This window comes from Aliivibrio sifiae (assembly GCF_002954715.1).
Lineage (GTDB): Bacteria > Pseudomonadota > Gammaproteobacteria > Enterobacterales > Vibrionaceae > Aliivibrio > Aliivibrio sifiae.
This window is the reverse complement of record NZ_MSCP01000002.1, coordinates 375,500-388,257: the sequence shown is the minus strand read 5'-3', so window position 1 is coordinate 388,257 and position 12,758 is coordinate 375,500. Positions and strand designations below refer to the sequence as shown.

Genomic DNA, 12,758 nt, shown 5'->3' with positions numbered 1-12,758 from the left:
AGTTCCAACTATGTTCTGTATCCAATGTGAACAAACAATTCAAACACCAACAACGAAAGGTTGTTCTTTTGCACAAGGTATGTGTGGTAAAACAGCTGAAGTATCTGACTTACAAGATATTTTAGTTTATGCATTACAAGGTGTTTCTTTCTGGGCAGAACAAGGTCGTAAAGTAAACGTTGTGATTGATGAGATCGATCAATGGGCGCCAAGAGCCTTCTTCGCAACACTAACTAACGTTAACTTTGACCCTGAACGTGTTATCGAATTCGCATTACAAGCACACGCTTACAAAAAACAACTTGAAGAACAAGTTCGTGCAGCCGCTCTTCTTAGCAATACTGAATTATCTGAGCTTTCTCCTGCTGCACTATTTGATTTACCAACCAACGTAGAAGAGTTAATCGCATTGGCTCCACAAGCAGCCGTTAACCGTGGTCACGAATCGCAACATGAAGATGTGATCGGTCTACGTTTACTTTGCTTATACGGCCTAAAAGGCGCAGCAGCTTACATGGAGCACGCACGTGTTCTTGGTCAAACGGATGACGCTGTGTTTGCTGAATATCACCAAATCATGGCATGGTTGGGTACAGACCCTACCGAGCTAAACGCGTTACTAGAATGCTCTATGCAAATCGGTTTGATGAACTACCGCATCATGGAAATGCTAGACACCGGTGAAACAGATACGTTTGGTCACCCTGAGCCATCACAAGTAAACGTAAAAACTATCGAAGGTAAATGTATTCTTGTTTCTGGTCACGATTTACATGACTTAGAGAAGATCCTTCAACAAACAGAAGGCAAAGGCATCAACGTTTATACTAACGGCGAGATGCTTCCTGCTCACTCTTACCCAGAGCTTAAAAAATACCCTCACCTAGTGGGTAACTACGGCAGCGCATGGCAGAACCAGCAAAAAGAATTTGCTAACTTCCCTGGTGCAATCGTAATGACATCAAATTGTTTATTGAATCCAAATGTAGGTCAATATGCAGATCGTCTATTTACTCGTAGCATTGTTGGTTGGCCTGGTGTGGCTCACTTAGAAGGTGACGATTTTACCGCAGTTGTTGATTGTGCATTAGCGCAAGAAGGCTTCAAACACAACGAGATTGAGCAAATGATCACCGTTGGGTTTGGTCGTAACGCATTAATGGCCGCGGCTCCTGCCGTTGTTGAGCAAGTGAAAGAAGGCAACATCAGCCACTTCTTCCTTGTTGGTGGTTGTGATGGTGACAAATCAGAACGTAGCTACTACACAGACTTTACTGCTCAAGCGCCTGAAGACTCAGTAATCTTAACGCTTGCGTGTGGTAAGTACCGTTTCAACAAAAACCAATTTGGCGATATTAATGGTATCCCGCGTTTATTGGATGTTGGTCAATGTAACGATGCCTATTCAGCTATTCAACTCGCACTTGCACTAGCAAAAGAGTTTGATTGTGGCATTAACGAACTTCCATTAACGTTGGTGCTTTCTTGGTTCGAGCAAAAAGCAATTGTTATCCTACTAACTCTATTTGCTCTTGGCGTTAAAGGTATTTACACAGGTCCAACTGCCCCTGCGTTCTTAACTGATAACCTACTTGCTATCATGCAAGAGAAATTCGACATGCGTAGCATTAGCAACGTAGAAGACGACTTAAAAGCAATCTTAGCGGCATAATCGCTACTTTTCGCACTTAATAAATTTATGCCTCAGTTATCTGGGGCATTTTTCGCTAATACCTATCTTAACAATAAACTGAATAGAGAAAACCATGACACAATTTATTTGGCCGACACCTGCCGCTCAACTTCGCTGTGATAAAAAATGGCCTGAAACGGATGATACAATCAGCCTTCAACTTTCTCCTATCAATAATGATTCAGATAATAACCAATCCTTTGATTTTAAACCGGGCCAGTTCATCAGTCTTGGCGTTGAATTAAACGGAAAGATGGAATACCGTGCTTACTCTATTAGCTCAATACCAAATCAAGATTTCCTGCAATTAACCATTAAACGGGTTGATGGCGGTAAAGTTTCTAACTACTTAATTGATAAATTCAATGAAGGCGACAGCATTTTAGCCCTAGCCCCTACCGGTCCATTTAACTCTGTTGACTGCATATCTAAACCAAAAATTGCCTTATTAAGCGCAGGTTGCGGCATCACACCTGTAATGTCGATGGCAAGGACATGGCTATCAAATAACGCCAATGTAGACATCATTTTTATTCATATGGCGAGATCACCAGAGCACACAATTTACTTTGATGAGTTACAGTATTTAAATGAAAAACACACTAACTTTAACTTACAACTTCTCTTAAAAGAACCGCAATATACAGATTATCCTCAAGGGCGATTAGACCAAGAATGGTTAACCACACTGTGCCCAGATCTAACAGAAAGAACGGTATTCTTATGTGGCCCGACTGGCTTTATGCAAGATATGAAAATCTATGTTGAGGCCATGGGGTTAGACATGGATAACTTCTACCAAGAAAGCTTTACACCGATTGAACCTGAAGTTAGCGAAACGGATGATGCCTCTGGCGTGGTTCAGTTTGAAGTACCCGCTTTTGGCGTATCAAGAGAAATCGACAAAGGTGCAACCTTAGCAGACGTTTTAGAGGAAAGTGGAGTTCCAATTATTATCGCTTGTCGTAGCGGTATGTGTGGTTCATGCAAATGTAAGGTAGAGAAAGGTGAAGTAAGCCGAACCAGTACGGAAACACTGAGTGAAGAAGATATTGCTCAGGGTTATACACTGGCATGTTCAAGCCAAGTTCAATCAGATGTTGAAGTAAGCTTAATCTAGCTAGCCACTTTTACAACAAATCAAAAAAGCCGATGACGTATTAATTTCATCGGCTTTTTGTTTACTTGGTTCTTATAATGAGATTAGACAGCTCTAATCAAAGTCACCATATAAGGTTAACGGGTCAACAGGCATCGCTATTGGCTGCCAGCGATCCGTAAAGGTATATTTCGCATAAAATAGCAGATGGTTTGGTTCATAAAAATCAGAACGTTGAATATCAACTGCTGCGCCTAAATACCAACGCTTGCTAATACGTTGCTCTGCCGCGGCCTCTAAAGAGAAACCAAATCCGCCACCAGTGCTACTTGAACCATTAGGAGAACCATCAATATAAGGTCCATCTTCCTCAGTCCAAGAGTTAGATACTGAACCGCTGATTAAGTAAGAAAAACCATCATTTAAGCGTTCATAATAATTCACAGGAATAGAAACCGACGTATATTTTTGTGGACTATAATAACCGCCATTTCCATAAGCATATTCACTCAGGTTTTTATCATAATTCAAATACATTAAATTCAAACCAAGGCTTAATCGTCTATCATTTTCATTAATGATTTTCCAATACGTACCACCGAGTAAACCTAAACGAGTGTTGTCTTCAACGCCCGTTCCTGTCATGGTGTGGAACTGTGCACTTGCCCAATAACCGACAGAGCCACCAAGGTCGTAACTACCACCGAGATTAACACCGCTTTTCATCACTCCACCCCATTCTTCATCTTGATGTTCTTTTACTCCATTAGGCACTGTCATACCCGCATAAGAAAGAGTGCTGCTGGTTTCTGCACGTCGAGATAACGTTGCTTTCCAACCCACATCCCCTAAATCACCAGACAAATTTAAACCACCAACGATATTTTGCTGATCAAATCCCACAGGTGTGGTTCCAATATCCGCACTCCATGAATCGGCAATCCATCCAATACCAAAAGCTGTACCAGTATTTTTCTCACTCATGGTTTCGTTAGACGGATAATAATCAATATCACCAGAATTAAGATGCACGACATCAGCACGAAGTTGTAAATGCCCATCGTACTCTGGCATTGGAATAATAGCTTCAATCGGCACTTGTACTGATTTATTCGCACCATCTCTTGCACTGTAATCTACCCCAAAAGAAATATAACCTTGGTCACGTCCATAGATACGATCAAGATCAGATTTCACATTTCGAGTGAGCCAGTTATCATCCGCATTATTGTATAACTCACGCAAGTTCTCTTCTTTCGGTTCCTCATTTGGTTTGAGTTCAAGACTCAACGCCTCATCATCAGTGAACTCAGCTGTGGTGGAATCGTTTTGAGGGTTAATTGCATCTTCTATTAATGCATGATGTGCCATGCTTTTAGCAAGGTTCCACTTTTTACCTTCCATTGCAACGGCCATTCCATCGCGATAATCAATAGCATCGCTGTCTTGCTTTTGTTTGAGCATTTCAACTAAAGCTATAGATTCAGATTGGTAGCCATACTCCATCAAAATTAAAGCTAACTCCATGCTCTGACGACTACTTAACGCTTGTTTTTCTGAGTATAAATATAGAGCTAATTGTTGTGCATCATCGTCTTCACCAAGTGCTTGTTGAGTTTTAAGTAACCCAAGTAAAGCACTGTGCTGATATTGTGTATTTAGTTGACTTGCCGATGAATAATACATTTGAGCATTTTTATACTCTTCACTTCGAAATGCATATTCCGCAAACAACAAATCTCGACGAATTTTTTGATCGATAGAAAGGAGTGCATTAGCATGATTTTCTTCTAAATCCGATTGCCATTCTTCAAATTTTTTATTCTCTTCAAATTCAAACAATAAGCCGCCATAGTGTAATTGAGTTTCCATACTCCATTCATCTACAGGCGTAATACGCAATAACTCATCTCTTGCGCTATCAGTAAACCCTAATTGAAATTGGACATCAATAAGTGACAGCATCGCATCAGGGTTCGATGCGTACTTAACTTTTAAACGTCTGATCTCTTTTTCAGCCGCATCAGGATCATCTTTAGCAAGAATATATAACGCGCCAAACGTTTGATTTTGCTCTAATCGATTGAGGTTCGACACCATGGCATCACTACGATTATCTTCAGAAATTGCCGTTAATTGAGCGATAGCTTCTGATGTTTTTCCATAGCGAGCCAAATATAGTGCATACGCAAATGACATCTCTGCGGTTTCTTCTTTTGACCAAGCCAGCATTTGCTCATCAGCACGTTGAATTTGGCCCGTTAATCGTAAAGAATCGGCCACCTCACCACGCGACCAAGGAGAAACGGGGGGATCTAGAACAAGTTGATCTAAGATGATTTTAGCCTGTTCAATGTCTCCCTCATTCATTGCCGCAGTCAGTTTGGTCATTAGCAATGAAATCTCAACTTCATGGAATCGTTCGGCCAAAATACGTTGTTGGCGTGACGATAATTTGTGCCCTTCGTCTAACGCTTTCTCGCCTCCATAAAAAGAGAGTTGTAGATTAAACCAACCTCGTAATGCCGTTTCATCAAACCTATTTTTGCTTAATGCGGTATTATAGTAATGTAAAGCTTGATCTTCATCTTCTTGAACTAAAGCCAATTCAGCCAAATAATTATATGCATACGGATCATTTGGTTCATATTTTATTGCTTGGTGATATTTTCTATTCGCACCATCAAAATCACCTCTTTGCATCATTTTTTCACCTCGTTCGAGGTAAGCCCAATAGCTTGAAGAGTTAATTAATCCATTCCATTTATCGACATTTCGCAGATCTTTATCGTATTTTTTTGCTTTTTTAAAATAAGATAAAGCCACTTCTTGTTGACCTAATCGTAAATAGGCCAGACCTAAGCCTCCTAAAATCTCGGGATCATTAGGTCGAGCTTTTAAGGCAATCAATAATTGTTGGCGGGCGCTCAGAATGTGTCCTGATTCAAGTTTTTTTAACCCTGTTAGCTTAGCTAAATATTTAGGATCTTTTCTCAACTCAGTTTCTTGTTCAAAACGCTTATTTGCATCAAGTAATGCTTTTCTGTAGGTGACATTTGAAGGGAAATAACTGGAAAGCACCGCGTATTGTTGAACAACCTCTTTTGTTATGTAGCTATCATTTAAACGAGAAATCCATAATGATGCGGCACTGCCTGAAACCGATGGTTCTAACGAAAGACGCTGTAATAGCCCCATTGCAACAGGGTTTGATGGGTCACCTTTTGATATATGATCTGCATAAGCCAATTGAAAATCAGGCACACCAGGATGCTCTGCATTGAGTTTTTTAAGTCCAATCAGAACCTTCCTTTCATGACCTTTTACACCAGATTCTATATTCAAGTAAGTCAATTGCAATTCTGGTGTAGGCATACCATTAGGGAATAACTTATTTAATGCTTGCAACGCTTCTTTATTACGGCCAGAACGGGATAACAAAATAATTTTCTGGTAGGCCGCTTTATTAACACTATAAATAGATAAGGTATCTCTGAGCTGCTTAGTGGTTTCTGAATTAGGTCGAGTGACTTCTAATTTTTTTAAAATGCCCATTGCTTGATCAACCTGCCCCAATTTAGCCAAATGCTGAGCTTGAAAGCTCAGCCCTTCAGCATTATTAGGGTCAACAGCGAACAATCGTTTAAGTGTTGTTTCTGTAATATCGGGGCGATGAAGTAGTTGCGCATATTTTAGTTGCTCTACTAATTGTTTAGTTGAATCAACATTGGATACATCACTCTGAAAGACAATTGGCTTCACCATCGTCAATTCCGATTTAGGGTTCGCCGCCATAATCGATGATGAAAAAAATGCTCCTATAACTGCAATAGGAAGTAAACGAGTTATTTGATTAACTGCAAAGCGTTCTATTGACATACATGAGCCCAACTCGGAATAACACTGCCATCATTACCAAATTGATAAACCCCTTTATGCCAACCTAATCCAAACAGGGTCAGTACACTGTTGTAATAACTGTCCTTCTCGATAGTTGATAAAGAAGCCTCAATGCCTTGGGCATACTCATCTGCAATTTGGGTTGATTCAACAGCACCTAGCAGTGGAAGAATTGCAGCATTAATACCAACGCCACCTTTATTCTTTGTTTTTCCAGTGCGTGTATTAAATATCTCTGGCATTCCTTTACCTTTCTCTAACTCAAGCACGACTGGATGCATTTTATTTAAAATAGTCGCTTTGTTTTTATCGCTATTAGGTAGCATTCCTGCCCATAAATAGGTACGAATTGCGTTATAACTTCCAACGGCTTTTGTCTGTTTATCGTGTTGAAATCGATTCTGATTCCATTCAACCCAGTCAGGGCTTGACCCTTTAGGCATAGTCTCTTTAATCAATCGTGCGCTTGATTGATATAGCTCTGCCCATTGATAATCTGGGAACAAGGTATCCATACGAGTAAGTAATTGCAGTGGAACATAACTAGGGTTTAAACGAACGTGATTATCACCAAAAGCAAACCCTTGCTTACCAGGCAATAAGACCGTACCAAGGCCTGATACGACAGTAGTTTCTTCTCGTAAAATACGGCTCGCAAGCAAATGTCCTAAGGATTGATAATAAAAGTTATCCCATAATCGACCAGCCTCCATTAAGCTATAAGCAATCCACAAATCAGAATCAGAGGCTGAGTTGGCATCCAATATTCCTTTGCTTCCATTGGATCGCGTTCCCCATAACCAAGCTGGAAGTTGAGCAGTTAAATCTCCTCCTGCCAAATTCTTTTCAGTCCAATTAAGCAATGAAGTGAACGTCGCTTGATCATTCGCGATTAATGCAAAAAACAACCCATACGATTGCCCTTCTGACGTCGTAATTAAGCGAGGGTCGCTAGCATCAATCACTCTTCCATTCTTAATGTAATTTTGCTTAAAGCTCTGCCAAAGAGCCCATTGACATTGGTTTTCTTTTGTCATTACCACTTGCGATTTAACACGAGGTGATACGCTCACCTCGTGTGCTGATAATGTAGACGTTGCTAATAATGAACCAATAAAAACACTTAATAATGTCAGTCGCGTTTTCATAGGTCATCCTCTTCTGTATTTAAACGACGTTGTGCAATGTGACGAAGTACTCGATATAAAATAATGGTGACCATAACGACCAACAAAGTAGCAAGGAAAGCGATCAATAGTGGATATTTAGAGAAGTGATACCAAATCAACTGCGATATAGGTAATTCACCAACATAATAATGCTCACCTACATTAAAGCTGGCGACTTCATCATCACGTAATGTAATCACCGAACCAAACATAGATGATATTTTGCCACTGTCATTTAATGCTTCATTAATCAAGGCAAATGACTCTGGTGTTTGAGCAAGTAAACTCACCATAGTGCGCTGTGATGTATAAGGTGACTCAACGCTGGTAATCGCGGCAAAGTTACCCGTAGTGTTAATACTAATAGAATCGGAAACTTGCTGATTATCACTCGCAGGATCTACCCAATTTTTTCCTCGTTGCGATTCATTTTTACTCGGTAAATTAAGAACGCGTTCAGATGCCATTAATTGGATATTCTTAATGTCTTTCTTGTCAACAGAGGCTAATTCTGGCATGACTCCAATCGTTAGAATATCTTTGTTTTCTAACACTTCTTTGTTCCACTTATCGGTAACCGTAACGTTTAAAACTGGGTAACCAGAGTTAGAACCAAACACCCCCATCATATTAACGAATGTCTGGATCTCTTCATTTGATGGATTTTGTGGGACAACAACAACAGTGTCAGATAAATCTGCCATTCTTGTAAATGGATAACCTGAGTTAGCAAAAGCACGCATATTTGGCATTTCGATGTAATGTGAAAAGCCTGAAAAATCGATAGTAGAATCTTCACCAATAACCGCATAATTTTTACTTGGCTGCATGGTTTGGCATTGATCTTTCCCACCCACTGATGATGCAAAGCCAAACTCAAACTTCACTTCATTCTTACTACCCACTTGAAAAGCAGGAATACGAACCACATCACCACCACCTAATAAATCATCATCTAACAGAGGTAATCGCAAACGTGTATTGCTGTTTGACTCCCCCGTGGTGTTCAAATTGAATGCTTTTACGAATTGGTTATTCACACTTAAACTCATTCTAGAACCAGAGTTATCGAGCAACGGAGGTGTATAGCGGTAATTCAAATCAAATGGAATACCACGACTTTGCCAAGTAAATAAATCGGGCGGTAAACGAAAGTTCACTGAAATAGGAGGCGGAGTTTGCCCTTCAACCTGCAATGATGCTCCTTCTGTTAATAAATCAGAGAGCGCCACTGCTCTATCTGTATCTATCCAATTAGGGGCATCGTAAGGTTTACGTGGTACAAGTTGCTCAGCTTTGTTAATTTTTGCTGACGGCCCAGTAAATAGATTTTGCCCTAACGCTAAACCTTTTACCGCTGTCACTAAGTCTTTAGTGTCTCGGCCAATAACGAGTAATAATTTTATGTACGGATCTGTTGGATGAGAAATCATTTGAATTCTAGGTCCATCAACATCGGGGAAATTCCGTAGAAAATCAGGCTTACTGTCATTTGTAACAAATACAATGGCATCACGAGTTGGTAATGCATTATCAATCATTGGAAAATTTGAACCACGCCATTCAGATAGTGAACCAAAATATGATGATGCTATACCTGCGGCCTTAATCTCATTGATATCAAGGTCATCACTAAATACCATAGGTAGCGTTAAGTCACTCATGTCTCTTGAATCAAAAAATGGCGCAGGCAACAAACTTAAATCATTGTTTATCTTTGTTTTTTGAGTTGATAATGTAATAGAGCTTTTTGAACTAATTTCGGCCCAAATGCTACTGTCATTTGGATTGCTGCATGACATTGATGCATTCCCAACTAACTCAAATTTAAGTTGGTTATAATCGGTAAATAAACGAGGGTCCAAATTTAAATCAACAGAAGAAGACTTACCTTGCATCCCATTATTAATCGCAACAACACCCGCAAGCTCGTTATTGAAATACACTTTAATATGAGAAACCAAAGACAGTAACGCTGGTGATGGAATTAGCTCAAAATGCAATGATGCTTGTGAAACAACTTCATCTAAACGAGAACCAAAACCAACATAAGCCGTGCTCTCACTGCCCTGTAGCTGAATCGAATGCCCATAACCAAGATCACTAAAACTGAACGTTTTTTTGGTTACCACAGGGGAAATTCGAGAAGTGACCATTTCTCCACTGATCACTTGTGTTGAGCTATTACTTTCATTAGCCATAAGCGGCGTTACCGCACTCGCAGCAAAACTGACCAAGCCTATCGCCACTGCTATGGCGTTTATTTTAGTTTTTATCCACATAACTTCGCACTCTGAAGGTTAACTTTTCTAGGTTTAAATGTGAGCAAAAACTCACTTATTATTGTTATAAATTTTGCAATAACTTTGACCCATTGGGGGCTATAAGCAATTGTATTTTTGTAGCCTCTTGCACCTATCTTAAATACGCTAAGCATACTCATTAAAGGCTTGTCGCTTTGATAGCTGTTTTGCCATTTTGTCCATACATCAGCACGTGCAAACGTACACTGCACATAATCAATATTCTGTTGTTTCGTAAGGGGTTCGAGCTGTAAACCTAATGCTTTCCCTCGGCTATAAGTTACTTTTGCAGGAAAAACAAAATGATGTTCACCTCGCTGCAAAATGATCTCTAAAGAATGCCCATAAAACAGTTCAACCGAGGTCGGCAATTCGACTCTCAATCCACCTAACGAGAAATCTTTAATGTCACATCGCACTTTATGACCAGATGGCAAATGAATCGACATCGGAATGTTAACGACAACTCGATGATCTTTTCGCACTTGCTTTGATTCTTCAGCAACGGCAACCGCACCACCAAGAATAAGTAAGTTATAGAAAACCCAAAGTAAGTTAACAACGACACTACCAAGCTCATCATCTGGGCCCCAACCTAAACGGTATAAACCAAAACAGATGCCCAAAATATTTAAAATAACCAATAGCCAGTAAGGTTTAGAAATCGTCCAATCATAATGAGTGTCTTCAATCAAACCGCCTTTTGCCGTTACATTAAACGTCCCTTTATGAGGTGCAAATAAAGCAACGGTTGTTGGTCTTGCGATATACCAAGACAGCACGGTTTCATACACTTCTCCCCAAAATGAATAACGGTATTCACCCTGCATACGAGAGTTAGTGATACTGGCATGAACCATATGAGGTAAAACATACAGAATAATCGCTAAAGCAGGCGCATAGATAATGTAGGTATGCAAAAGCAAAAAGACTAAAGGGGCGAGTAGGAAGATAATACGAGGAATGCCCGATAAAAAGTGCAACATGGCATTGGCATAACACAAGCGTTGTTGCCACTTTAACCCTTTACCTAATAACGGATTATCAACACGAAATATTTGTGCCATACCTCGCGCCCAACGAATACGTTGACCAATATGAGCAGACAATGTCTCTGTAGCCAAACCTGCTGACAATGGCTTTCTTAAATACGCTGAGCGATAACCTAAACGGTGCATTCGTAATGAGGTATGTGCATCTTCTGTTACGGTTTCTACCGCAATGCCACCTACCTCTTCTAACGGTTCACGACGCAATACCGCACACGAGCCACAGAAAAAAGAAGCATCCCATAAATCATTACCGTCTTGAATTAAGCCATAAAATAGGCTGCCTTCATTAGGTACATCACCAAAATTAGATAAGTTTCTTTCAAACGGATCAGGAGAGAAAAAGTGATGCGGGGTTTGAATTAATCCCAATTTTTCATCATTTAAAAACCATCCCATCGTCATTTGGAAAAAAGCACGAGTTGGAATATGATCACAATCAAAAATAGCAACGTATTCACTGGAGGTCTGCTTTAAGGCGTAGTTAATATTACCGGCTTTCGCATGCTCATTGGTTGGACGACGGATATACCCCACTCCAATCTCTTCAGCAAACTCTTTAAATGAATCCCTTTTACCGTCATCTAAAATATAGATATTTAGCTTTTCTTTTGGCCAATCAATCCCTAATGCAGAATAAACTGTCGCTCTTACTACATCGAGATCTTCATTATACGTTGGGATCATCATATCAATCGTTGGCCACGTTGATTGATCGTCAGGCAAAGATACGGGTTGTCGATTTAACGGCCAGATATTTTGAAAATAACCTAATATAAGGACAATCCATGCATAGGTTTCCGCCATTAATAGAACACAACCTAAAAACAGAGCAAGAGGGTCATCCCAATTTAAAGATGAGGTATAACGCCACCAAATATAACGACAAGATACCGTTACAGATAAAGTAATTAATAAGATGGTTGGAAAGCGGCCGGGCATACGTCGAAACATCATACCAAGCGACCATAATGCAACGATAAAGAAGGCTTGAGCCGTTAAGCTAAATGGGATGGTAAAACATAATACGGCGAGGAGAAAAACAACAGTACCGATAGCTATATTGAGAAAGCGGCTTGATAATGAAGATGAACTCTTTTTCTTTTGTTTCGCATCAATCGCGTAGTGACTTGAACACCCTTCTAACCATCCCACAACTGACGTTAGGCCTTTTAGTGGTAAATAGAACAAGCGTCCAATTTGCTTCCACACTATGCTGATAATTTGGCTAAGAGAAAATCCTTTTGTGATCTTTCTTGGTTGCACAACAAGCATGATCCATAACGTCTGAATACACATTCTGATTGGGTCGAAAAGTTTAATACGTGAGAAATCAATTTGCGGATACCAATAATGAGGTAATTTCCAACTATCGATCCCTGCGACTTTTGGTTTGAAAAAACAAAAACACACCACAAACCACGCAGAAAGAATCAACTGACTTATATAAGAAGGAGATTTATCTTGCGTATAAAAATGCAATTGCTTACGAAATTGAACCATAAATCTGGGTTGAAAAAACAGAGATAACCAACCAAACATAGT

6 protein-coding genes are annotated in these 12,758 nt (G+C 39.9%); 2 read left to right on the top strand and 4 right to left on the bottom strand.

Going from position 1 to position 12,758, the window contains the following annotated elements; translation table 11 throughout:
- Nucleotides 1-10: 10 nt before the first annotated feature.
- Nucleotides 11-1,672, top strand: a complete 1,662-nt coding sequence (gene hcp / locus BTO23_RS13060; protein ID WP_060992172.1) for a hydroxylamine reductase — start codon at nucleotides 11-13, stop codon at nucleotides 1,670-1,672.
- A 94-nt stretch (nucleotides 1,673-1,766) separates the two neighbouring features.
- A complete protein-coding gene (locus BTO23_RS13055) occupies nucleotides 1,767-2,813 on the top strand; it encodes a hybrid-cluster NAD(P)-dependent oxidoreductase (protein ID WP_105063731.1) in 1,047 nt (348 codons plus the stop codon).
- A 93-nt stretch (nucleotides 2,814-2,906) separates the two neighbouring features.
- Here the strand turns inward: BTO23_RS13055 and BTO23_RS13050 are convergent, their stop codons facing one another.
- From BTO23_RS13050 to bcsA, 4 genes are read right to left on the bottom strand one after another with little or no spacing between them, the layout of a single operon-like run.
- Nucleotides 2,907-6,671: a cellulose synthase subunit BcsC-related outer membrane protein gene (locus tag BTO23_RS13050; protein ID WP_105063730.1), complete on the bottom strand. Its 3,765-nt coding sequence runs from the start codon at nucleotides 6,669-6,671 to the stop codon at nucleotides 2,907-2,909.
- Nucleotides 6,662-7,840, bottom strand: coding sequence for a cellulose synthase complex periplasmic endoglucanase BcsZ (bcsZ, locus tag BTO23_RS13045; RefSeq protein WP_105063729.1), 1,179 nt, complete (start codon nucleotides 7,838-7,840; stop codon nucleotides 6,662-6,664). Before bcsZ ends, BTO23_RS13050 begins: the two co-directional genes overlap by 10 nt.
- The gene (bcsB, locus tag BTO23_RS13040) at nucleotides 7,837-10,143 is read right to left on the bottom strand and encodes a cellulose biosynthesis cyclic di-GMP-binding regulatory protein BcsB (RefSeq protein WP_060992168.1); all 2,307 of its coding nucleotides are present in this window, start codon (nucleotides 10,141-10,143) and stop codon (nucleotides 7,837-7,839) included. Before bcsB ends, bcsZ begins: the two co-directional genes overlap by 4 nt.
- Nucleotides 10,134-12,755, bottom strand: coding sequence for a UDP-forming cellulose synthase catalytic subunit (gene bcsA, locus BTO23_RS13035; protein ID WP_060992167.1), 2,622 nt, complete (start codon nucleotides 12,753-12,755; stop codon nucleotides 10,134-10,136). Before bcsA ends, bcsB begins: the two co-directional genes overlap by 10 nt.
- Nucleotides 12,756-12,758 lie beyond the last annotated feature (3 nt).

Bases quoted from the DNA above. Each gene is read 5' to 3' on its own strand.
- bcsA (WP_060992167.1), bottom strand. From the start codon at position 12,755: ATGTTTGGTTGGTTATCTCTGTTTTTTCAACCCAGATTTATGGTTCAA.
- BTO23_RS13050 (WP_105063730.1), bottom strand. From the start codon at position 6,671: ATGTCAATAGAACGCTTTGCAGTTAATCAAATAACTCGTTTACTTCCT.
- hcp (WP_060992172.1), top strand. From the start codon at position 11: ATGTTCTGTATCCAATGTGAACAAACAATTCAAACACCAACAACGAAA.
- BTO23_RS13055 (WP_105063731.1), top strand. From the start codon at position 1,767: ATGACACAATTTATTTGGCCGACACCTGCCGCTCAACTTCGCTGTGAT.
- bcsZ (WP_105063729.1), bottom strand. From the start codon at position 7,840: ATGAAAACGCGACTGACATTATTAAGTGTTTTTATTGGTTCATTATTA.
- bcsB (WP_060992168.1), bottom strand. From the start codon at position 10,143: ATGTGGATAAAAACTAAAATAAACGCCATAGCAGTGGCGATAGGCTTG.